Consider the following 22,431-nt stretch of genomic DNA (forward strand, 5'->3'; position numbering starts at 1 on the left):
CCCTTTCTACAGAAAGGGCCTCCCTCCCCTCCCCAATCTTCACATCTCCCCATCTTCACCGAGCACGCGCCCCCGCCTCCCGGCGAAACCGAAAAACGCGGGCAGGCGGTACGTTGTGCCATACCTGACAGGAACCGACGCACCGGAAGCCGTCCTTGAGAAAGGCATTCACCTTGCGCCACGAGTAAGTATATTGAATGAGCAGGCCGCCTTCGTGCAGCACCTCGAACATGGCCCTGATGATCTGGTTGCGGACGCGCTCGTTCAGGGAAAGAAGGGGCAGAGAGGAAACGATACAGTCCACCTGCCGATCCCTGGGGAGACAGCCCCCAAGCCAGCAGGCGTCCGCCTCAAGAACCGTCAGGTGCGGGAAACGCTCCCGCAATAGGCTTGCCATAACCGGGGACTGCTCCACCACAACCAAACGCCGGGGGGCAATGCCCGCATCAAGCAACTGCCGGGTTACGGTTCCCGTTCCCGCCCCAAGTTCAACCACCAGCCCATCACCCTTGCGGGGAACGAAGGCGGCCATGCTCCGGGCAAGGGGCATACCGCTTGGGCATACCATGCCAACACTCCGCGGCGAACGTACCCATGCCCGGACGAACGCCGAAGAGGTGTCCATCCACTGGCGAAACGACCGAAAAGCCGGAATCGGAAAAAACATGCAGCAAACCTCTCGCTGTGTCATCGCATGGTATTTATGAAACACCAGCAAGACAGGCTTCGTCCATGATTTCCGTCCGCTCTGAGCGGATCAGGGAGCCCCCCTGCGGAATGCCTTGTAGCCGAGGCCGAATTTCCGCATCCTCAAACCCATGACCCGTTCACTGATGCCGAGCGACCGCGCGGCATGCCCCATATTGCCATGATGTTGCCGAAGGGCCTCGGTAATGAGCCGCCGCTCCAACTGATCGAGCGCATCCGGCAACGTCCCCCGCAGCGAGCAAAATGCGCAGGGGGCCTGCATGGCGGGCGGAAGGAGATCCGGGCGGATCAGGCCGTCCGAGGTCAGGATGACGGCCCGCTCAATGACGTTTTCCAGCTCCCGGATGTTGCCGGGCCACGAGTGGGCCAACAGCAGCGCCTCAGCCTCAGGCGTAACCCTGAGCCCCCGTTTGCCTATCTTATGGCCATATTTCTCAAGGAAATTTTCGACGAGCAGAGGGATGTCCTCCCGCCGTTCCCGCAGGGGCGGCATTGAGACGGGAAACACGTTCAGCCGATAATACAAGTCCCTGCGGAACACCCCGTCCTTGACCATCTGCTCAAGGTTCCGGCTCGTGGCCGCCACCACGCGCACATCCACCTTATGGGTTTCCATGCCGCCGAGCCGCTCAAATTCCTGTTCCTGCAACACGCGCAGCAGCTTGACCTGCGTGGAAACGGCAAGTTCGCCGATCTCGTCAAGGAACAGCGTGCCGCCGTCCGCCGCCTCAAAACGGCCTTTCCGCATACCGACGGCCCCGGTGAAGGCGCCCTTTTCGTGCCCGAAAAGCTCGCTTTCGATAAGCCCTTCCGGAAGAGCCGCACAATTGATCTTGATGAAGGGATGCCCGGCACGCGGGCTGCCCGCATGGATGGTGTTGGCGGCAAGCTCTTTGCCCGTGCCGCTCTCGCCGAGCAGCAGAACCGTGGCGCTGGTCGGGGCTACCTGTGCAAGCTGCGTCAGGACGGCCCGCAGCCCCGGCGAACGCCCCACGAACATCTCCGGGCGGGAGCGTTCCCGCAAGACATCCAGCAGGCGACGGTTTTCCTCCAGCATCCGGTGGCGTTCCTGCCGGTTCTTCACGGCCTTGGAAATCAGCGATGCCAATACGGTCAAAAGGCGCATGTCCTCCTCAAGCGCTTCGGAGGCCGCGAACAGCCTGTCGGCGGACAGTGCGCCGATGACCCGGCCTTCCATCTTGACGGGCACGCAGATGAAGGAAACGGCCTCCTTGCGGCTGCGGCTCCCTGTCCGGTTCAGAAACAACGGCTCCACCAGCACGTTGGGGATGACCAGCGGCCTGCCGCTTTCAATGACCTTGCCTGTGATGCCCTCTCCCAGCTTGTAGCGGCCCTTGCTCTGCGCCTCCGCCGACATGCCGTAGGCGGCTTCAATGGCGATCTCGCCGTGCGCCTCGTCGAGAAGCGTGATCACGCCGCGCATCATGCCGGTATGTTCGGCCATGACCTCAAGCACGGTTTCGAGATTGCCGGACAAGTCGGAAGCGCTGTCCAAAATCTGCAAGACCTCAAACAGCAGACGGAGTTCCTTGACTTCATTACGGACTTGCACGAACCGGCTCCTTAGAGCAAATGAACTTTAACAAGTTACAATAGTAAAATTTGGCTGTGTGATAGAAAAAGGTTGATGCTTTTTCCTTGAAGCTCCAAAGGGATAACCGACAAAATGCCTTGGCCGTGGCTCCCGCCAAGGGGAAAACCGGAGAAAAAGGCTGTATTTTCACCGCACTGCGGAGATGAAAAACCACAAGCTATAACAGAGCCTAAAATGTAAGGCCCGCTCGCTTCGGCCTTAAACAACGCAAAGGCATTGTGCTTATGCCTTACAGCGGCCGCCTGCTTCCCCGCAGTCGGAAGCGCATTTTCAACGTGAAAACGCTCTAGGCCGTGCCGTCAATTAGACATAATATATTGAAATTATTTGCTGTGTCATAGAACACGGTTGATGCTTTATTTCCTTGAAATTCCAAAGAAATAACCAATAAAATCCCCCAATCACAGAGCCCACCAGCGGAAAATTTGGAGAAAAAGCATATCTTTTCAGTATATTGCTGAAACAAAACAACCATGTACTATGACAGAGCCAAATTATTCAACTACTTTTCAAGTTGCGAAAACATTATTTCAATAATTTCAAATACTTAAATATAAGACACCGACACAACCTAAGGCATTTTGCCGATTGTTCCTTGGGGACTTCAAGGAAAAAAGCATCAGCCATTTTCTGTGGCACAGCCTTTACCTCAACCTCCGGTTCGCCCAGACGAGGAACTCCACAAGGTTGAATACATGGATCCGCTTGGCGTCCTGCGAAGCAGCGGCCTGCTTGAGCCACGCCAGCGCGCCGGGTTTGTACCCGTTGCCGTCTATGAGCAGGATGATCTCGTGCTCAGGCATGGCCTGTATGCAGTTCAGATACAGGTAAGGGAATTTTTCATCCACGCTGCCCTGCGACTGCTGCCATTTGCATTCAATGCGGACGGCGAGCCCGCGGGAGGCCGAGACCGCCAGGAACTCCGTCACCCCCCGGTGCCCGTAGATGGACTGGTAAGGCACCCGCCGCACCAGCAGATCAGGAATGGGGACGCCGGGCAGCGTCCCCCCTGAGGCGAGCTTTTCGTACTCGGCAAAAGCCACTTCGCGGAAGCCGTGCGAGGCGAACGCCTGCCGCACCTGCTGTTCAAGGATATTGCCCTGCCTGTTGGCGATGGCGCCGCCCTGCTCCGATGTCATAGGAATACCGCCAGAAGTTCGCGCGCGGCCCCGCGCCGTGCGCCGTTGCAACTGATGAACCGCTGCACCGGGAACGATTCCAGCCGGGCATCGGCATAAAGCCCGCGGGTAAGCGGCACATCATGGTTGCTCAAAACCACGGGCACGCCTCGTTTTGCCGCGGAGGACGCTTCGGAGGCCAGATCCACCTGCTCCTGAACCCCGAACCCGCCGCCGGTGTAGCTGGTAAAATTCGCCGTGGCGGAAACCGGCGCATAGGGCGGGTCGCAGTATACCACATCCCCCGGACGCAGCGCGGCGAACGTAGACCGGAAGTCCTGCACGGCAAACGTCACGTCGCACCCGCGGAGCTTGTCCAGAAAGGCCGTCAATTCCCGTTCGGGGAAATATGGGGCCTTGTACTTTCCAAACGGCACGTTATAGATGCCTTTGCTGTTGTAGCGGACAAGCCCGTTATAGGAATGGCGGTTGAGGTACAGGAAAAGGGCGCTCCGTTCTTCGGCGTCCGAGGAGGCGTTGAAGGCTTCCCGCAGGCGCAGGAACGCTTCCTGCGTATTGTTGCCCGGCGTGAACAGGGCCCGCGCCTCCGCGATGAACCGTTCCCCGTCCCGCCGCAACGTCCGGTACAGCCCTATGAGATCCGCATTGAGATCGCACAGCAGGTAGGAGCTGAACCCCGCGTTCAGGAATACGGCCCCAGACCCCACAAAAGGCTCCACAAGGCGCGCCCCCGCAGGGATGCTCGGCAAAAGGCGATCCAGAAGGCGGTATTTGCCCCCTGCCCATTTAAGAAACGGCCTCGTCAAATCCATAAGGAACCCCAAAAAAAGCTGTCCGTCGCCCGCCATGACGGGCGAGAAATGACGCCGGAGGCTGATGCGCCCCCATATGGGCGGCGCGCCGCAGCGGCGGCGTATTGGCTGTGCGAAGAAAGACAGAGAAGTACAGGCTGCGGAAAAAACAAGCAAGCCTTCTCATCGGTGGTGGATATGCCGGGAACCGATCAGGCCGTGAATGATTCCTCCCGCATGAAACTTGCGGCGTCGGGAGGCTCCGGGAACCGATGCCCGTGAAAGACGCTTGCGTCCCTCCTTGTTCCAGTTGTAGCATGCCAACTCCACTCCATCCACGAGACATTCGCTCTTTTGATGATTTTCTAAAGGCTCTGTCATAGTACATGGTTGTTTTTTCAGCAATATATTGAAAATATATGCTTTTTCTCCAATCTTTCCGCTGATGGGCTCTGTGATTGGGGGATTTTCTTGGTTATTTCTTTGGAATTTCAAGGAAATAAAGCATCAACCGTTTTCCATGACACAGCCTTTCTAAAAAATTCATTTTGAATTTAAGAGAGTTGAAATACGACTTTCATTGTAGAAGCGAACGTCTCCCATCCACGCCATGCCAAGGATTCCGAATGGACATTTCACAGCGCAACCTCCTCGAACTGGCCATGAGCAGCCTCCCCACGGGGCTGTTCATCTGCGACAGGGACGGCATCATCCGGTTCATCAACGACGCCTACGCCAACTACCTGCGCATCCGCCCGGAAGAAGCCCTGGGCCGCCATATCACGGATTTCATCCCCGATTCCGGCATTCCGGCCGTCATCGCTTCCGGCGAGCCGGATCTCGGCGCGTGGCGGAGCATTCAGGGCAGCGAAAGGAAGCTCCTCGTCAACCGCATCCCGCTCCGCGATCAGGACGGGCTCGTCATCGGCGCGTTCTCCCTGACCCTGTTCGATACCCCCGAACAGATACAGGCCCTGCTCCAGCGCGTGGATTTCCTCGACAAGAAGGTGAACTCCTACGCCCGGCGCATCAAGAGCGCCCTCCGGGCAAGCCACACCATCAATTCCATCCTCGGCAACAGCCCAGCCATCACGGTATTCAAGTCGTACCTGCTGCACTACGCGCGGACGGAATCGCCCGTCCTCATCCTCGGCGCGACCGGAACCGGCAAGGAATTGGCCGCCAGCGCGATCCACATGGCAAGCAACCGGCCCGACGGCCCCTTCGTCAGCATCAACTGCGCGGCCATCCCGAAGGAACTGTTCGAGTCCGAAGTCTTCGGCTACGTGCCCGGAGCCTTCTCCGGCGCGCACAAGGACGGCAAGATCGGGCAGATCGAACTGGCCGATCAGGGTACGCTGTTCCTCGACGAAGTGGGGGATCTTCCCCTGCACGCACAGGTCAAGCTGCTCCGTGTGCTGGAAGAGAAAACCCTCTGCCGGCTCGGATCATCACAGCCCCGCGCCGTGGATTTCCGGCTTGTCGCCGCAACCAACCGCGACCTCAAGAAAATGATCGCGGCGGGGACGTTCCGCGAGGATCTGTATTACCGCATCAATCCCATGACCCTCAACCTTCCGCCCCTGAGCGAACGGGTGGAAGACATCCCGCTGATCGCGCGCGATGTCCTCAACCGCATGGGCGGCGAAGGGATCGAGTGTACGGAAGGCGCCATGAATGCGCTTATGCGCTACCGGTGGCCCGGCAACATCCGGGAACTGCGCAACGTGCTCATCCGGGCGCTGAGCCTGTGTTCGGGCAACCAGATCACCCTGACCGACCTGCCCCCGGAACTCCGCCAGCAAGCCATTGCGGAACCGGCGGGCACGGACGGGAAGCTCCAGTCCGTCGTCAAGAACAGCGAAGCGCAAACCATCCTCCTCGCCCTCGGCGATCACCACTGGAACGTCGCCAAGACAGCCCGCGCCCTCGGCATCTCCCGCGCCAGCATGTATGAAAAGATGCGCAAATTCGGCATTCGGAGGCCTCCAAGCGGCTTTTAGCCCATTTTGTGAATAAAATATTTGGTTCTGCCATGAAATATGATTGTTCATCCCCATGGCATAGGGGAAATATTACATTTTCCCAGTTTTCCTTTGATGCGCTTTGCGGTTAATACGCCTTATTCGTTACCCATTTGGAATTTTAAAGAAATCTGCTGTGTTATAGAAAATGGTCGATGCTTTTTTCCTTGAAACCCCAAAGGGATAACCGGCAAAATGCCTTAGCCGTGGATCCCGCCAAGGGGAAAACTGGAGAAAAAGGCTGTATTTTCAATGTACTGTGGAGATGAAACAACCACAAACTATAACAGAGCCTTTTGTAAAGCCCAAACGTTGGCTGTCATCAATGCATACCTCCCCGCCCAACCCCTCCGCCGATCCGCCTCCCCCTCCCACGGCGGCAGCGGGAAGTGTCCCCTTCCCAGGCGTATGCCTTTCCATGCATGTCTGGACAGACTGTCTGTTTTCCCATACGCCAGAGATGCCCCACACTGAAGGCCGGCATCTTTTCTCCCGCCGCTAACCTGTTGTATAGACAGGCGGCCATTTCCATATCCGGCTTTCCGGGACATGGCATATGAATTGCTTGTTCTTTTTATTGCAAAGCAATCAGTTATCGGAGGTTTCACATGCATAGGCTGCTTGGTGGGCTGTGTGCGGCCCTGTTGTTTCTGGCAGGCTTGCCCCAGATCGGGCACACCGCTGATCCCATCCCGTTGAAAACGGCATGGCTCGGAGAACATGAAGCCTTCGCTGCTTGGTATGCCAAGCAAAAAGGCTGGGATCTGGAGGAAGGGTTCCGTCTGGAAATGCTTTCGTACGATTCAGGAAAACAGCTTATGGCGGGCATGGGTACGGCGCACTGGGAAATCGCCGCCTGCGGGGCCATTCCCGCGCTGACCGCGTCGCTGGACAACCAAGCCGAAATCATCGCCATCGGCAATGACGAATCGCTCTCCACAGGCATCTATACACGGAAAAACAGCCCTATCCTCGGTCATACCGGCTACAACGCCCTTTACCCGGAAATGGCGGGCACCGGCGGCACGGTACGCGGGAAAACCATCCTGTGCACCACAGGCTCCGCCGCGCACTACACGGTGCACAAATGGCTGAAAGCCCTCAGCCTGACGGAAGAGGACGTTGCCATCAAGGACATGCCACCCCAAGACGCCTTGAAATCGTTCCTGAACGGCGAGGGCGACGCTGTGGCTCTGTGGTCGCCGTATACCCTTGAAGCCGAACAGCACGGGCTCGCGCCGATCACCCTGTCCAGCCAGTGCGACGCCAGCCAGCCGACGCTGCTCCTCGCCAACAAAGCGTTCGCCAAGGAGCACCCCGATCTCGTTGCCGCCTTCCTCAAGATGTATTTCCGCGGCATCACGGCCCTTCAGGAAACGCCGCGCGAACAGCTCATACAAGACTACCGGGCGTTCTATCATGCATGGACGGGCCGGAACCTGCCCCCGCAGGCTACCGCGTGGGAACTGGCGAAACACCCCGTCTACAGCTTGGAAGGGCAGCTCATGCTCTTTGATCCCGCCCAGAAGAAGCTGCACACATGGCTTCAGGAGCTGGCCTCCTTCGTTGGGGGCAAGAACCGGCTCAATGACGTTACAGACATCTATTTGAAAAAGCTTGCACAATAATATAGTTCCAAGCATTCCGTGCGCGAACGCCAGCCGCCCTGAAAAGACGGCTGGCGTTTTTCTTTACACAGTATGTCTGGATATACAGACATACAAGCGTGCATGTCCAAAAATAAAGACACTTCTGCGCGGCACTTATCACTGAACCCCTTGGGGATTCCGTTTATAACCACCGTATATTCCAGTTGATCCACAAAATTCGTACTTAAAATCACAATCTGGCATGCCCATTGCTATAAAAAGAACAAAGTCAACTGGTACTTTTTAGGATTTCCCATCAACCGGCATACTCAGCGGAGATACCACATGAGTCGCTTGGACAACTGCCTTACTGCCATTGTCGGCGATAGAGTGCCTCTGGAAACCGCGCGGAAGACCTTTTTCTTCCTAGTGGGCATCATCGTCATGTTGATCGTCATTGCACTGCCTACCCCGGAGCCTTTCTATAAAGGAACAGAAGCCATCCCGCTCACGCAAAGCGCCAAATGCGTTATGGGGGCGCTCTGTTTTGCGGTCATCATGTGGATGACGGAAGCCATCCCCTTCCCCGCGACGTCGCTCTCCCTGATCGTGCTCCTGCACGTCATGAACATCGACAAGTTCAGCAACCTTGTGAAGCTTGGCCTCGGCAACTCATCCATCATGTTCCTCATGGGCGCTATGGGGCTCTCCGCAGCCATGACGGAATCCGGGCTTGCCCGCCGCTTCATGTTGTGGATGCTCACCAAGGTAGGCCGGCGTACTGACCGCATCGTGCTCGCCTTCATTACGGTCGGGGCACTTACGTCCATGTGGGTCACGGACATGGCCGTCGCCGCCATGCTGCTCCCGCTCGGCATGAGCATCCTTCAGGGCAGCGGCTGCAAGCCCTTGGAGAGCAATTTCGGACGTGCCCTCATGATCGGCATCGTCTGGGGCTCCCTCATCGGCGGCACGGCGACCCCCGCCGGCTGCGGCGCAAACGTCCTTGCCATGCAATACGTCCGCGACATCGCACAGCTTGACGTCTCCTTTGCGCAGTGGATGGCTGTCGGCGTTCCCGGTGCGCTGCTCATGATCCCCCTCGGCTGGTTCTGCCTCATGAAGCTTTTCAAGCCTGAGTTTAAGGAAATCCCCATCACCCTCGACAGCATCAAGGCCGAGCTCGCAGCCCTCGGCGGCCTGAAGGTCAAGGAAATCCGCACCCTCGTCGTCTTCGTAACGATGGTCTTCCTGTGGCTCGGCGGCTCAAACCTTGAACCGTATATCGGCTTCAAGGCCCCCGAAGCTTTCGTCGCCCTATTCGGCTTCGTCCTCCTGTTCCTCCCCGGCCTGCGCGTTTTTGACGACTGGAAGGAAGCCTCTCGCAGCATCGACTGGGGCGGGCTCATCCTCATCGCGGGCGGCATTTCGGCAGGCATGCTCCTTGCCAGCACCGGGGCGGCCCGTTGGATCGCTTGGGGAACGCTTTCCGGCGTCGGCGAACTGCACCCCGTCCTGCGCGTCCTTGCCGTCATCACGATGGTTGAACTGCTCAAGATCTTCTTCTCTTCCAACAGCGTCACCGGCGCCGTGGTCATGCCCCTCATCATCGCCCTCGGCCTCGACATCGGCATGAACCCGTGGGTGCTCGCCGGCCCCGCAGGCATCGCCACCAGCATGGCCTTCATCATGGTCACGTCCAGCCCTACCAACGTCATTCCCTACTCTTCCGGCTACTTCCGCATATCGGATTTCGCCAAGTCGGGCGTCTTCATGACCATCATAGCCATCCTGTGCGTTACGTTCTCGGTGGCGGTATTCGGCAAGTTTGCCGGGATGGACATCTGGCATTAACATAGGACAATTACAGGCAAACCTTACTCGTCATCATTGCAACTCCACCATAAAGCCGACCAACACACAACGGAGGATTTCATGAAGACCGTCAGCGAACAGATGGAACTGGCCCGCAAGGCGCAAGCAATCGTCAACGACTACACGCAGGAACAGATCGACGAGATATGCCTCGCCATCGGCTGGGAAGTCTACGAAGACGAAAACATCGCCAAGCTCGCCAAGATGGCTGTGGAAGAAACCGGCTACGGCAACGTCCAGAGCAAGATCATCAAGCACAAGCGCAAGGTCGGCGGCGTGCTGCACGACATCAGGGGCGCCAAGAGCGTGGGCCTCATCGAACGCAATGAAGAGACCGGCATCTCCAAATATGCCAAGCCCGTGGGCGTGGTCTGCGCCATCCTCCCGGCGACGAACCCCACCGCCACATGCGGCGGCAAGGCCGTAGGCATCCTCAAGGGCCGCAACGCCGTCATCTTCAAGCCCAGCTCCCGCGCGCTGAAAAGCACCACCGAGGCCATCAACATGATGCGCGCCGGCCTGCGCAAGGTCGGGGCCCCCGAAGACCTCATTCAGGTGCTTGAAGATCCGAGCCGCGAAGCCATCACCGAGCTCATGAAGGTTTCCGATCTCATCGTCGCCACCGGCAGCGGTCAGGTCGTGCGGGCCGCCTACTCCAGCGGCACCCCGGCCTACGGCGTCGGGCAGGGCAACGCCTGCGCCATCGTAGCCGAAGACGCCGACGTCGCCGAAGCCGCCAAGATGATCTGCGGCAGCAAGCTGTTCGACTACGCCACATCCTGCTCGTCCGAAAACGCGGTTATCCCGGTTGAAGCCGTCTACGGCCAGTTCATGGCCGAAATGAAGAAAAACGGCTGCCACCTCGTCACCGGCGAAGACCGCGAAAAGCTGAAGAACCATATGTGGAAGCTCAACGCCAAGGGCAAAATCGCGCTCAACCCCGACATCATCGCGAAGTCGGCGCAGGTCATCGCGGACGGCGCGGGCATCAGCATCCCCGAAGGCACGGACATCCTCCTTGTCGAAGGCATGGAACCCATCCCCGACGACAAGTTCCACGACGAGAAGATCTCCCCCGTCCTCACCGTCTACAAGGCCAAGGACTTCAAGGACGCCTACCGCATCCTCGTCGAGCTGACCAACCTCGTCGGGCGCGGCCACTCCTGCGGCATCCATACCTACAAGCGTGAGTACATCGAGTACCTCGGCGAACATATGAAGTCCTCCCGCATCACCGTGCGCCAGTCCATGAGCGCGGGCAACGGCGGGCACCCCTTCAACCGGATGCCCTCCACCGCCACCCTCGGCTGCGGCACATGGGGCGGCAACAGCACCACGGAAAACGTCCATTGGCGCCACTTCATCAACGTCACGTGGGTCAACGAGCCCGTAGCCCCGTGGGCCTTCACCGACGAAGAGATGTGGGGCGATTTCTGGAAGAAGTACGGCAAATAAGAAGATGAACGGGATATGAAGGCTGGGGAAGGGGAGAAGGAACCCTTCTGAAGAAGGGCTTCCTTCTCCCCTTCCCCAGACCCCATCCCCTCATCCTCCCAAGACTTTTGCCTTTATCGAATCCCTGCCCGCAGGTTTTCCAAACGGCAAAAAAAGAAAAAGGCGCGCAGCGGCTTTTTCCCAAAGACACAACAAACACAAAGAGAAACGCCTGACTCCCTCAACAGCCCGCACCTCCGGCGACAGGAGCGCCGCGGCAACGCAGGGGTCCGGGGGGCATCATGCCCCCCGGCGGGGGTCAAGGGGGCAGGGCCCCTTGCCGCCGGAGGCGTCTCTTCCAAAAGGAACTGCCATGAAGCTGTTTGAATATCAGGCGAAGGAAGCCTTCCGCGAAAAAGGCCTGCCGACCCCGAAGGGCGTACTGGTACGCGGTATGGACGAACTGGACGGCGCGTTTGCGGAAATCGGGTTCCCCTGCGTGCTCAAGTCGCAGGTGCTGCGCGGCGGGCGCGGCAAGGCCGGGCTCATCAAGGTCGTGAAGGACGCCGAAAGCGCCAAGGCCACCGCCAAGGCCCTGTTTGAATCCGAATACAATGTCCGTATGCTCCTTGTTGAAGAGGCCGTGGACATCGACCGCGAAATCTACCTCTCCATCACCGTGGACCCGGTGGAATCCAAAATCATGCTCATCGGCTGCGCCGAAGGCGGCGTGGAAATCGAAAAGCTCGCCGCCACCGCCCCCGAAAAGATCGTCACCGTGCGCGTGGACATCTCCGAAGGGCTCGGCGGCTACCACGTCAACAACCTCATCTACGGCATGGGGCTGTCCGGGGATCTCGGCAAGCAGGTCGGCGCGGTCGTGCGCGGCCTCTACAAGACCTTCCGCGCCTATGACGCACAGCTCGCCGAAATCAACCCGCTGTTCATCACCAAGGACGGCAAGGCCATCGCGGGCGACGGCAAGCTCATCATCGACGACAACTCCGTGTGGCGCCAGCCCAACTACCCGCTTACCCGCGACTATTTTGACTCCGAAGTCGAATTTGAAGCCGCGCAGGAAGGCATCCCCTACCTCCAGTTCAACGGCGACATCGCCCTGATGTGCGCGGGCGCGGGCCTGACCACCACCGTATTCGATCTTATCAACGACGCGGGCGGGCACCCGGCGACCTATGTGGAATTCGGCGGGGCCAACTACACCAAGGCCGTCCGCACTATGGAACTCTGCCTCAAGACTCCGAGCAAGGTCATCCTCGTGGTCACCTTCGGAACCATCGCCCGCGCGGACGTCATGGCGCAGGGCCTCGTGGAAGCCATCAAAGCCCACCAGCCCAAGCAGCCCATCGTTACCTGCATCCGCGGCACCAATGAAGAGGAAGCCTTTGCCATCCTGCGCGACGCCGGGCTGGAACCCCTGACCAACACTGAAGAAGCCGTGCAGCGGGCTGTGGACATCGCTGCCGGGAGGGCATAATGAGCATTTTCATCCATAAGGATTCACGCGTGGTTGTGCAGGGCGTCACCGGCAAGGAAGGCGCTTTCTGGACGAAACACATGAAAGACATGGGCACGCAGGTCGTTTTCGGCGTCACCCCCGGCAAGGAAGGGCAGGACGTGGACGGCATCCCGGTGTACCACTCCGTCCGCCGCGGCATGAAGGATCACCCCGCCGACGTCGCCATGCTGTTCGTGCCCCCCAAGTTCACCAAGGACGCCGTGTTTGAGGCCCTCGACGCGGGCATCAAAAAGATCTGCACCATCGCGGACGGCATCCCGCTGCACGAAGCCGTCCAGATCCGCCGGGCCGCGCTTTCCTGCGGCGCGATGGTCGTGGGCGGCAACACGTCGGGCATCATCTCCGTGGGCGAAGCCATGCTCGGCACCATCCCCTACTGGATCGACCGCGTATACAAGAAGGGCCACGTCGGGGTCATGACCCGCAGCGGCTCCCTGACCAACGAAGTCACCGCCGAAATCGTCAAGGGCGGGTTCGGCGTCACGACCCTGATCGGCGTGGGCGGCGACCCGGTCCCCGGAACCCGTTTCGCGGAACTCCTCCCGCTGTATGAAGCCGACCCGGACACCCACGCCGTCGTCATCATCGGCGAACTCGGCGGCACGATGGAAGAGGAAGTGGCCGAAGCCATGCAAGCCAAGGCCTTTACAAAGCCGCTCGTGGCCTTCATGGGCGGGCGTACGGCCCCCGAAGGCAAGCGCATGGGGCACGCCGGAGCCATCGTCACCGGCGGGCGCGGCACCGTGAAGGGCAAGACTGAAGCCATCGTCAAGGCGGGCGGCAAGGTCGCCAAGCGTCCGAGCGAGGTGGGCGCGCTGCTCAAGGAATTCCTCGGATAACCCTGTGGAGCGCCCCGTAAAAGGGGCGTTCCTTTTTCGGTTAGCTGTGTTATAGAAAATGGTTGATACTTTTTTCCTTGAAGTTCCACAGGAATAACCGACAAAATGCCTTAGCCCTGTATTCCGCCAAGAGGAAAACCGAAAAAAAGGCTGTATTTTCACAGCACTGTGGAGATGAAACAACTACAAACTATAACAGAGCCTTTCGGTTAACCAATCAAGGCCACCCGCATAACGGGTGGTTTCCTGTTTCGCTCACTTCGTATTCTCAACAGGCTGAAGCTCACAATAAAAGGCGCCGTCCTCACGGGCGGAGCCTTTTTCATGGATAACCGTCAGGAAAATCAGCGTGAACTTGCTTTGGGAAGCAAGGCTTCCATATGCGGATCGGACGGGATGGCGGAAGTGAGGCGCACTTCCTGCGCCTGCATGGAAAGGCCCCATTCCCACGCAAAGGGCATACCCAGCTCAGGCAGGGCCATGATGTCGATGCTCATGACGCTGCGCCCGTCCTTGTCGGCCCGCGACCAGATGAGACCGGGGGCCTGCGCGTTGACCTCCCCCGCGAACGCCGCGCCGGGGCCGCCGCCAAGCAAAAGATGGTAACGCTGTTCCAACGCTTCGCGGACGGCGAACTCCCCTTCAAATCCCCACGGGCTGATCCCGATGCGGATCGCGGCGTCGGAAGCGGCATCAGCCGCGGCAAGCACCGACGCGAGGAGCTTCGGCGTGGGCGTCTCCGTTTCAGCCGTCCCCCCTGCGGAAAGCGGCGGGAACAGGATCACCGCCACGGGCACCCCGCCGACATGGAACCGCTTCGTTATGGGCCTGCCGCCCACTTCGACGAAATTCCGGGGACGCGCCGCACCGAACCATGCGGCGGAGGCGGCGGACAACATGCCGCAGTCGACATGCAGGGCATCGTACACGGCGCGCACGATTTCCGGTGAGGCATCGCCCGTTTTCGCGGGATCGGGGAGTTCTGTATCAGGGGAAAATTCGTCCGCCCCCACCAGCGTCAGGGTGGGCACGGGTTCGCGCCGAAAGCGTTCGAGAACGGTGGCCCGCCGGGCCACGCCGCCTACCAGCGTGTGCCCTCAGGAGGGGCAGGGATGGAGCGCGCCGTGGGAATCGGCGGCATACAGGATACGCAGGATCGGCTGCGCCGTGGCGGAAACGGAAAACTCAGGGGCCGCCCGGAGCCCTTCACCCTCGTAGAAAAGCTCGGAGGCCGCCGCCGTCCCGATAAAAAAGGACAGCAAAAGGCATAAAACAAGAAAGCCGGGGGAGGCTGGCCCCCCCGGACATCTGCGGGATGTTTTCACGCCGTCCGTATGCACAGGGACGAATTCCCGCATCCCAACTTACGCGTTGAGATATTCTTTGAGTTCTTTCCCGGCGCGGAAGAAGGGGAGGCGCTTGGGCTCCACGGCAACCTTTTCACCGGTACGCGGGTTGCGGCCAGCATAACTGCCGTATTCCTTCACCTTGAAACTGCCGAAACCGCGGATTTCCACACGGCCGCCTTCAAGGAGGGATTCCTTCATGCTGTCCACAAACGTGTTGACCACAAGGGTCGCCTCATCCAGAGAAATGTTGGCCTGATCAGCCAAGGCTTTGACCAGCTCGCTTTTGTTCATGACAACTCCGTGAAAAGTGCAGTATTGCTGCAATATACATAAGCCCAACGGCATGGGCAAGAGGATTTCTAACAGAAAATCACTTTTACTCTCACCATGTTGTGAATCTCACAACAGCGGCCCTTCCCATCCGGGCGTATGCCGCCCCTTCTCCCGCAAGGCTTTTAGAACGGTTTTCGCCGGTTACGGGGCAATGCCCGCCCTGTTCCACTATGCAGCCATCAATATTCAAAAATGGCAAACAGTTCGCGGGCTGAGAGGAATCGGGAGCCGGAAGGGGGGGCACATGGCAGGAATTCTCTACGGCATAGTGGAAGGCGGCATGACGCCATGCTGAAAAAAGCCTTGTATTGGTTGCCAGTACCGTTATTTCGGGCAACGCCCCAACAGGGTTCCCTTTCCCAATGCATCCACTCCCAATGCGTCCACAGCGAAAACCGTATCCTTCCCAAGAAGGCCCCGTCGCAAAGTCTTTATTTTCACTGTATTGTGGAGATAAAGCAACCACATATATGATAGCCCCAAATAAAAGGGTAGCCACTTAGTATAACATGAAATCAAAGAAGAACCATAAACGGGGCTCCACACAAACGCCTTTAAGGAGGGGGAGCGTTCCGGCAGAATAGGGATGGGGGGAGGATGCCTTTCCTATAGAAAAGGCATCCTCCCCCCCATCATAGCCTTACATCACTTCCTGCGGATGCCGCACACAGAGCGGTTTTCTCAGGCCCGCCGGAAGCTGTCAGTGCTGCTGCTTGGTCGTATGCTGCCACAAGAGGTAATCACGGAGCAGCTTGTCGATGCGGCCGTCAAGCACGGCGTCGGTGTCACCTATTTCGCAATTGCTGCGGTGATCCTTCACCAAGCGGTACGGCTGCAACGTGTACGTGCGGATCTGGCTGCCGAAGCTGATGGCATTTTTGCCCGCATACTCGGCCTGACGCGCGGCATCGCGCTTGCTCAGCTCCAAATCGTAGAGGCGCCCGCGCAGGATGCGCATGGCGGAATCCTTGTTGTGATGCTGCGAACGCTCATTCTGGCACTGGACGGAAATGCCCGTGGGGATATGCGTGATGCGCACGGCGGAATACGTCGTGTTCACGCCCTGCCCGCCGGGGCCGCTGGCGCAGAAAATATCCACGCGCAGATCCGATTCCTTGATCTCGATCTCGATGTCGTCGCCCGCATCGGGGATCACATCCACCGAGGCAAAGGAAGTATGGCGGCGTCCCGAAGAGTCGAAGGGCGAAATGCGGATAAGGCGGTGGATGCCGCGCTCGCCTTTGAGGAAACCATAGACGTTCTCGCCGGAAATGCGCAGGCTCACACTCTTGATCCCGGCCTCGTCGCCGGGCAGGAAGTCCAGTTCCTCCACGGAAAAGCCGTGCGAATCAGCCCAACGCAGGTACATGCGCTGGAGCATCTGCGCCCAGTCCTGCGCCTCGGTGCCGCCCGCGCCGGGGTGGATTTCAAGAATGGCGTCGGCGTGATCCTCTTCGGAAGAAAGGAGCAGGTTGGTTTCCGTTTCCTCAAGAAGTTCGGTGAGGCGCTCAATTTCGGCGCTCAACGACTCCAGCGCTTCGGCGGCATCGTCGCCTTCCTTGACTTCCGCGCCGCCGGAAAGCTCTTGTGCCATTTCCTGCCAATCCAGCATGGAGGTATGGCAGTTCCTGAGCGCATCAAGGCGGCCCAGCTCCGTTTCCAGACGGCTCTTCTCGCGCAGCACCGGGGTCAGCTTTTCCGGGGCGTTCCACGCGTCGGGCGCGGAAAGCTCCTTCTCTATTTCAGCGAGGCGTGCGGACAGGGAAGGCTGGTCAAAGACGCCCCCAGAGCGTCTCGAACTGCGAGGACAACGCCGCGATGCGGCTTTTCAAATCAGCAAGCTGAAGCATTGGAAATCCTTGTCGTTCGGTTAGATGTGACGCCGGAACCGCAAAAGGGCCGGCGCGAAACATATGAGGAAAAGGGCAAGCCCGGCCCACGGCAGCCACGGTTCCAAAGTGAAAAAGACGGATGTTTCCGTCAGCGGGACGACCGGATGGGACAGGCTCTCGGCCTTGAACAGGCCGCTGCGGGCTACAACGGTTCCGGCCGGATCCACGAAGGCGGAAATGCCGGTGTTTGTGGAACGGGCCAGCCAGCGGCGCTGCTCCACAGCCCGCAGGATGCCAAGGGAAAGATGCTGCTCTGGAGCGGAAGACCGCCCGAACCACGCATCGTTGCTGATGTTCACCAGCAGCGTAGCGCCTTGGGCAACCTGCTTGCGGGCCAGTTCGGGAAAGATGGATTCATAACAAATGAGCACGCCCAGAACAAGCGGCCCCCGATCCGGCGAAAGCTGCGGCATGGCGGGCAAGGCCAGCGGCCCGGTGGACTCGCCGGGCAAAAATTCGCCCACCCCCTGCAACAAGGGCCGCAGGAACGGCAAATCAAGGAACGGCGGCACGTATTCCCCGAAGGGCACGAGATGTTCCTTGTCGTACCATCCTTCGCCCACCCCGTTTGAGGCTATAAGGTAAGCACGGTTGAAGGCGTCGACAACCCCGTCCCCGCGATTGCGGAACCCCGGCGCGCCGAACAGCAGGGCCACGCCGCGATCCCTTGCAAAGGCGCGGATCGCCGCCGGAAGTTCCGGGGCGCTCTGGTAATCGAAGGGCATGGCCGTTTCAGGCCAGATCAACAGCGCGGGGCGCTCCGGTTCCGGCACGGACAGGGATGCCGCGCTCAGGGAAAGATACCGCTTGACCGTGAGCCGCTGCATGGTTGGTTCCCACTTCACGTTCTGATCAAGGTTGCCCTGCTCCAGGGATACCCATAGCCCTTGCCGGCCTGAAGGCGCGGAAACGAGGGAAAAGACGCCGAAGGCAACGATCAGGGACATGCCCGCGAGGGAACCCCCAAGGGCCGGAAGCCAATGCCTCCGAAGCGCATGGGGATGCCGCGCGCGGAGAACCCCCTCCGCGCACAGGCAGGACAAGCCCGCCAGCAGGCCGCCGAGCCCATACGCGCCGATCACCGAGGCCAACTGGATGACGGGCGTCCACGGCGTGAAGGCCGAGGCCAGCGTAATCCACGGGAAACCGGTGAAGAACCAGCCCCGGAAACATTCCATAAGATACCAGCCGAGCCCAAGCGCCACGCCCTTCCTCCACGCCGGTTCCCCCCTCAGGGCATGGGCAAGCGCGGCGAACAGGCCCCCGTACAAGCCGATGTACGCGCCCATGAGCAGCGGGCAGGGCGCGGCGAGCGCCCACGGCAGGCCGCCGAAATCGTGGACGGGGATGGCCAGCCAGTAGAGACAGGCCGAAGCCCCCGCCAGGCCGCAGAGCCAGCCGAGCCGGAAAGCGCGTTTCCAGCTTGTGGAACCTGTCCCAAGCAGGAACAGGGAGGCCGGATACAGGAGCGCCGCAGCCGGAAAAGACGCCACGGGGTTGGGCATGCCGATCCAAAGCCCCGCCGCGCCGCAAAAAATCCACCAGAGCATATTCATGGGGAAAACAAGCCGAAAGCGCCTTCAAAAGTCAAGCGAAAAGACGAAAGGGGATTCCCCAAAAGGCTGCCGTGTTACGATACGTCAAAAGGTGTAACCGCAAAAATGTTCCCAACCGCCTGTGAAAACATTCCTTAATAAACTGTTTAACCAACCAGTTGCGTCATTTCTTCCTTGACGCCCCATTGCTTTTGATCCATGAAAATAAATCGGATGGAGGGGGGATTTTTTCATGTCCGAACCGCTTTTGACGATTGCGCGGCTGACTTTTCCCTTCCCGGCATCCGCTCTTTTCGGGCCCGACCGCGCCCGGGACGCGAATCCCGCCGGCCGATCCCGTTTTTGTACGGTCCTGAGCGCTCAGGAAACCAAAGGCCCCCGAAGGGGGGCCGCGTTCGGGTCAACCCCGCAAGTCAAGTGAGGCGTCCATGTTGCAATTGCTCCTCTTCGGCTGCATCGTTTTTCCGCTGATCGCGGCTGTCGCTGTAGCCCTGGACAAAGAAGGAACCCTGCGCCGCCGCATCGTCTACGCCGGCACCGGGATCACAGCTCTGTCCGCACTGGGCCTAGCCCTGTACGGCAGCTTCGTGCTGCCCATATCGCCGGACAGTTCCCTCCAGCCCCTGATGACCGTGCTCGATCTCGCCTTGCTCGTGTTCATCTTGTATGTGGCCGTAAATATACGCCACAGGCTGTCCATGGGCCTTGCGCTCGGCCAACTGGCCGGCATGGTCTACCTCGACTTCTTCATGTTGGAAGGCCATCAGGCCACGGCATTCCTTGCGGATCCGCTGGCGCTCGTCATGGTGCTCGTCATCTCCCTCGTCGGCGGGATCGTGTGCATCTTCGGCCTCGGCTACATGCAGGAACATGAGGATCATCTCCGCCTCGCCAAATCCAGGCAGTCCCGCTTTTTCTTCTTCCTGCTGCTGTTCCTTGGCGCGATGAACGGCCTCGTCCTCTGCGACAGCCTCCCGTGGGTGTTCTTCTTCTGGGAAATCACCACGCTGTGCTCCTTCTTCCTCATCAGCCATGACGGCACCCGCGAAGCCAAGCGCAACGCGACCCGCGCCCTGTGGATGAACATGGTGGGCGGCATCGGCTTCCTCGCCGCCATGCTGTTCATGCAGAAGGCCATCGGCACCCTGTCCATCCAGGCCATGCTGGCCCAGTCCGTGGTCATGCACTCCACGGCCGCCATGCTGCCCGTCGCCTTCCTCTGTTTCGCCGCGTTCACCAAGTCCGCGCAGCTTCCTTTCCAGAGCTGGCTGTGCGGCGCCATGGTCGCCCCCACGCCCGTTTCCGCCCTGCTCCACTCCTCCACGATGGTCAAAGCCGGCGTCTACCTCGTGCTGCGCCTCTCCCCGGCCTTTGCGGGAACCATGCTCGCGGGCGTCGTTTCCCTGACCGGCGCCTTCACCTTCGTGGCCGCTTCCGCCCTTGCCTGCGGCCAGAGCAACGGCAAGAAGATCCTCGCCTACTCCACCATCGCCAACCTCGGCCTCATCATCGCGTGCGCGGGCATGGCGACCCCGGCGGCCATCACCGCCGCCATCCTGCTCATCATCTTCCACGCGGTTTCCAAGGGCCTCCTTTTCCTCTGCGTGGGCACCATCGAACAGCACATCGGCTCGCGTGACATCGAATCCATGCGCGGCCTGTACAAGATCATGCCCCGCGTGGCGGTCATCACCCTGTTCGGCATCGTGACCATGATGCTGCCGCCCTTCGGCGCGCTGCTCGCCAAGTGGATCGCCATCGAAGCGTCCGCCTCGGCCCCGGCCTTCATGCCCGTGCTCGTGGTGCTCATCGCCTTCGGCAGCGCCCTCACCGTGCTGTTCTGGGCCCGCTGGGCCGGCCTGCTGCTCGGCAGCGACCCGCTGAGCGAAAAGCGCCCCGTCCCCGAACACCTCGACGGCTCCATGAGCTTCGCCCTGCGCACGCTCCTCTACGGCGCCATCCTCCTTTCCCTCTTCGTGCCGTGGATCTTCGGCGGCATCGAACAGAGCATCGCCTCGCTGTTCGGGATTGAAGGCATGTTCGCCTCCGACTGGGGCATCCTGACCAACGGCAGGGGGCTGTTCGCCGTCTACCCCATGTTCTTCCTGCTCGCGATCGGCATGTGGTACGCCCTGCGCCAGTCCAGAAAGGCCGAACGCGGCCCCCGCGCCCTGCCCTACCTTTCCGGCATCCAGTATGTGCAGGACGGCAAGGTGGGCTTCAACGGCCCCCTGAACACCCTCGTGGAACCCAAGTCGTCCAACTATTACATGGAAGCCTGGTTCGGTGAACAGACGCTCACCGGCAGGATCAACACCATCGCCATTGTCCTCATGGTGGTCATGTTGGGAGGTCTGCTCTAATGCTGAAGCTCATTTTCGCCCTTATCGCAGTCGCTGTAGCCGTTCCCGCGGGCGGACTTCTCGCCGGGGTGGACAGACGCCTGACGGCCCGTCTCCAGTCCAGGCAGGGGCCGCCGCTGCTCCAGCCCTTCTACGATGTCCTGAAGCTCCTTGGGAAAGCCCCGTGCGTAACCAACCCGTGGCTCATCTTCTCGTCCTACGTCTGCCTCATGGCTTCGGCCATCGCGCTGCTCATGTTCTTCATGCAGGGCGACATGCTGCTGCTGTTCTTCGTCATGACGGTCGGCGCGGTGTTCAAGGTGGCCGGCGCGCTTTCCGCCGACTCGCCCTACAGCAACGTGGGCGCGCAGCGCGAACTGCTCCAGATGCTCGCCTATGAGCCGCTGGTCATCCTCACCTTCGTGGGCATGTCCGCCGCCACCGGCAGCTTCATGATCTCCGACATCTACGCGCTTGACGTGCCGCTGCTGCCGCATCTGCCGTTCCTGTTCATCGCGCTCGGCTATGCGCTGACCATCAAGCTCGCCAAGTCGCCCTTCGACATCGCCTCCTGCCACCACGGGCATCAGGAAATCGTGCGCGGCGTGCTGACCGACTATTCCGGCCCCCAGCTCGCGCTGCTTGAAATCTCCCACTGGCTCGACGTCATCCTGCTGCTCGGCCTGTGCTCCCTGTTCTGGCACACGAGCATCACGGGCATGGCCGTCCTGCTCGTGCTGACCTACGCGCTTGAAATCGTCGTCGACAACGTCTGTGCGCGCATGACGTGGCGCTGGATGCTCAAGCATGCCTTCGGCATCACGCTGGGCCTGGCCATCTTCAACATCCTCTGGCTCTACGTCCGCTAGAACCGAAGCCCAGACTATCGGGGGTACCCCATGAATTTTTCGGCATTGCATGAAAAACTGAACCAATACATCAATAAGGGACGCCTGAAGTCCCCTTGGGTCGTCCATTACGACTGCGGTTCCTGCAACGGCTGCGACATTGAAGTGCTGGCCTGCCTCACGCCCGTCTTCGACGTCGAACGCTTCGGCATCGTGAACATCGGCGATCCCAAGCACGCCGACGTGCTGCTCGTCACCGGAACCGTGAACCAGCGCAACAAGGACGTCCTCAAAAACATCTACGATCAGATGCCGGAGCCCAAGGCCGTCATCGCCATCGGCGCCTGCGCCTGCACGGGCGGCGTGTTTCAGGACTGCTACAACGTCGTGGGCGGCGTGGATCATGTGATCCCCGTGGATGTCTACGTGCCCGGCTGCGCGGCCAAGCCCGAAGCCATCATCGACGGCGTCGTGCTCGCGCTTGAAGTGGTCAAGGGCAAGCTCGGCCTGCGGGACATGCCCCAGACGACCATTTTTGAATAAATCGACGACGCGCGGCC

Annotated in this window: 17 protein-coding genes; 9 read left to right on the forward strand and 8 right to left on the reverse strand. The window is 59.9% G+C overall.

All coding sequences use genetic code 11. The features are described from left to right. Positions 1-55 precede the first annotated feature (55 nt). From ACZM8Y_RS01805 to ACZM8Y_RS01820, 4 genes are all read right to left on the reverse strand, one after another. The gene (locus ACZM8Y_RS01805) at positions 56-568 is read right to left on the reverse strand and encodes a class I SAM-dependent methyltransferase (RefSeq protein ID WP_479859167.1); all 513 of its coding nucleotides are present in this window, start codon (positions 566-568) and stop codon (positions 56-58) included. Between the two features lie 189 nt (positions 569-757). Continuing rightward, positions 758-2,281, reverse strand: coding sequence for a sigma-54 interaction domain-containing protein (locus ACZM8Y_RS01810; protein WP_302554807.1), 1,524 nt, complete (start codon positions 2,279-2,281; stop codon positions 758-760). Between the two features lie 686 nt (positions 2,282-2,967). Next, a complete protein-coding gene (locus ACZM8Y_RS01815; protein ID WP_308770756.1) occupies positions 2,968-3,462 on the reverse strand; it encodes a PD-(D/E)XK nuclease superfamily protein in 495 nt (164 codons plus the stop codon). Next, a complete protein-coding gene (locus ACZM8Y_RS01820) occupies positions 3,459-4,430 on the reverse strand; it encodes a Dam family site-specific DNA-(adenine-N6)-methyltransferase (protein ID WP_482330614.1) in 972 nt (323 codons plus the stop codon). Before ACZM8Y_RS01820 ends, ACZM8Y_RS01815 begins: the two co-directional genes overlap by 4 nt. A gap of 449 nt (positions 4,431-4,879) precedes the next feature. On the opposite strand from ACZM8Y_RS01820, the gene ACZM8Y_RS01825 reads away from it, so the two are divergent. The 6 genes from ACZM8Y_RS01825 (at position 4,880) to ACZM8Y_RS01850 (ending at position 13,551) form a co-directional block, all read left to right on the forward strand. Continuing rightward, entirely contained in the window at positions 4,880-6,256 is a 1,377-nt protein-coding gene (locus ACZM8Y_RS01825; protein ID WP_308770754.1) for a sigma-54 interaction domain-containing protein, read from the forward strand. Between the two features lie 629 nt (positions 6,257-6,885). Beyond that, positions 6,886-7,905, forward strand: coding sequence for an ABC transporter substrate-binding protein (locus ACZM8Y_RS01830; RefSeq protein WP_479859671.1), 1,020 nt, complete (start codon positions 6,886-6,888; stop codon positions 7,903-7,905). A 306-nt stretch (positions 7,906-8,211) separates the two neighbouring features. Beyond that, on the forward strand, positions 8,212-9,720 hold the full coding sequence (locus ACZM8Y_RS01835; protein WP_337431823.1) for an SLC13 family permease: 1,509 nt from the start codon (positions 8,212-8,214) through the stop codon (positions 9,718-9,720). 81 nt (positions 9,721-9,801) lie between these two features. Further along, positions 9,802-11,196, forward strand: coding sequence for an aldehyde dehydrogenase family protein (locus ACZM8Y_RS01840; protein WP_308770748.1), 1,395 nt, complete (start codon positions 9,802-9,804; stop codon positions 11,194-11,196). 352 nt (positions 11,197-11,548) lie between these two features. Then, positions 11,549-12,670 carry an ATP-grasp domain-containing protein gene (locus ACZM8Y_RS01845; protein ID WP_482330612.1) on the forward strand — a complete coding sequence of 374 codons (1,122 nt, stop codon included), beginning with the start codon at positions 11,549-11,551 and terminating at the stop codon, positions 12,668-12,670. Further along, positions 12,670-13,551, forward strand: a complete 882-nt coding sequence (locus ACZM8Y_RS01850; RefSeq protein ID WP_302552986.1) for a succinate--CoA ligase subunit alpha — start codon at positions 12,670-12,672, stop codon at positions 13,549-13,551. The genes ACZM8Y_RS01845 and ACZM8Y_RS01850 overlap by 1 nt, the downstream gene beginning before the upstream one ends. 344 nt (positions 13,552-13,895) lie before the next feature. Here the strand turns inward: ACZM8Y_RS01850 and ACZM8Y_RS01855 are convergent, their stop codons facing one another. The 4 genes from ACZM8Y_RS01855 to lnt form a co-directional block, all read right to left on the reverse strand. Then, complete coding sequence (locus tag ACZM8Y_RS01855) at positions 13,896-14,909, reverse strand: UshA-like (seleno)protein family 2 (protein ID WP_482330611.1); 1,014 nt, start codon at positions 14,907-14,909, stop codon at positions 13,896-13,898. 6 nt (positions 14,910-14,915) lie between these two features. Then, on the reverse strand, positions 14,916-15,191 hold the full coding sequence (locus ACZM8Y_RS01860; protein WP_294624138.1) for an HU family DNA-binding protein: 276 nt from the start codon (positions 15,189-15,191) through the stop codon (positions 14,916-14,918). 742 nt (positions 15,192-15,933) lie between these two features. Further along, positions 15,934-17,083, reverse strand: a protein-coding gene (gene prfB / locus ACZM8Y_RS01865; RefSeq protein WP_479859136.1) for a peptide chain release factor 2 whose coding sequence is annotated in 2 segments (ribosomal slippage) — positions 15,934-17,007 and positions 17,009-17,083 — 1,149 coding nt in all. Because the reading frame shifts where the segments join, the coding sequence is not laid out codon by codon here. Between the two features lie 20 nt (positions 17,084-17,103). Next, entirely contained in the window at positions 17,104-18,681 is a 1,578-nt protein-coding gene (gene lnt, locus ACZM8Y_RS01870; RefSeq protein ID WP_479859137.1) for an apolipoprotein N-acyltransferase, read from the reverse strand. Positions 18,682-19,109: 428 nt separating this feature from the next. On the opposite strand from lnt, the gene ACZM8Y_RS01875 reads away from it, so the two are divergent. Genes ACZM8Y_RS01875 through ACZM8Y_RS01885 form a run of 3 tightly spaced genes read left to right on the forward strand, consistent with a single transcriptional unit; the run spans position 19,110 to position 22,414 of the window. Continuing rightward, positions 19,110-21,044 (forward strand): NADH-quinone oxidoreductase subunit 5 family protein, encoded by a 1,935-nt coding sequence (locus ACZM8Y_RS01875; RefSeq protein WP_302552991.1) that lies wholly within the window; start codon positions 19,110-19,112, stop codon positions 21,042-21,044. After that, positions 21,044-21,892 (forward strand): respiratory chain complex I subunit 1 family protein, encoded by an 849-nt coding sequence (locus tag ACZM8Y_RS01880; RefSeq protein ID WP_302552992.1) that lies wholly within the window; start codon positions 21,044-21,046, stop codon positions 21,890-21,892. The genes ACZM8Y_RS01875 and ACZM8Y_RS01880 overlap by 1 nt, the downstream gene beginning before the upstream one ends. Before the next feature lie 30 nt (positions 21,893-21,922). Beyond that, positions 21,923-22,414, forward strand: a complete 492-nt coding sequence (locus ACZM8Y_RS01885) for an NADH-quinone oxidoreductase subunit B family protein (protein WP_302552993.1) — start codon at positions 21,923-21,925, stop codon at positions 22,412-22,414. Positions 22,415-22,431 lie beyond the last annotated feature (17 nt).

The organism is Bilophila sp., assembly GCF_057864385.1.

Coding starts and splice junctions, on each gene's coding strand:
- ACZM8Y_RS01805 (WP_479859167.1), bottom strand. CDS start 568: ATGGTATGCCCAAGCGGTATGCCCCTTGCCCGGAGCATGGCCGCCTTC.
- ACZM8Y_RS01815 (WP_308770756.1), bottom strand. CDS start 3,462: ATGACATCGGAGCAGGGCGGCGCCATCGCCAACAGGCAGGGCAATATC.
- ACZM8Y_RS01825 (WP_308770754.1), top strand. CDS start 4,880: ATGGACATTTCACAGCGCAACCTCCTCGAACTGGCCATGAGCAGCCTC.
- ACZM8Y_RS01830 (WP_479859671.1), top strand. CDS start 6,886: ATGCATAGGCTGCTTGGTGGGCTGTGTGCGGCCCTGTTGTTTCTGGCA.
- ACZM8Y_RS01835 (WP_337431823.1), top strand. CDS start 8,212: ATGAGTCGCTTGGACAACTGCCTTACTGCCATTGTCGGCGATAGAGTG.
- ACZM8Y_RS01840 (WP_308770748.1), top strand. CDS start 9,802: ATGAAGACCGTCAGCGAACAGATGGAACTGGCCCGCAAGGCGCAAGCA.
- ACZM8Y_RS01845 (WP_482330612.1), top strand. CDS start 11,549: ATGAAGCTGTTTGAATATCAGGCGAAGGAAGCCTTCCGCGAAAAAGGC.
- ACZM8Y_RS01850 (WP_302552986.1), top strand. CDS start 12,670: ATGAGCATTTTCATCCATAAGGATTCACGCGTGGTTGTGCAGGGCGTC.
- ACZM8Y_RS01860 (WP_294624138.1), bottom strand. CDS start 15,191: ATGAACAAAAGCGAGCTGGTCAAAGCCTTGGCTGATCAGGCCAACATT.
- lnt (WP_479859137.1), bottom strand. CDS start 18,681: ATGAATATGCTCTGGTGGATTTTTTGCGGCGCGGCGGGGCTTTGGATC.
- ACZM8Y_RS01875 (WP_302552991.1), top strand. CDS start 19,110: ATGTTGCAATTGCTCCTCTTCGGCTGCATCGTTTTTCCGCTGATCGCG.
- ACZM8Y_RS01880 (WP_302552992.1), top strand. CDS start 21,044: ATGCTGAAGCTCATTTTCGCCCTTATCGCAGTCGCTGTAGCCGTTCCC.
- ACZM8Y_RS01885 (WP_302552993.1), top strand. CDS start 21,923: ATGAATTTTTCGGCATTGCATGAAAAACTGAACCAATACATCAATAAG.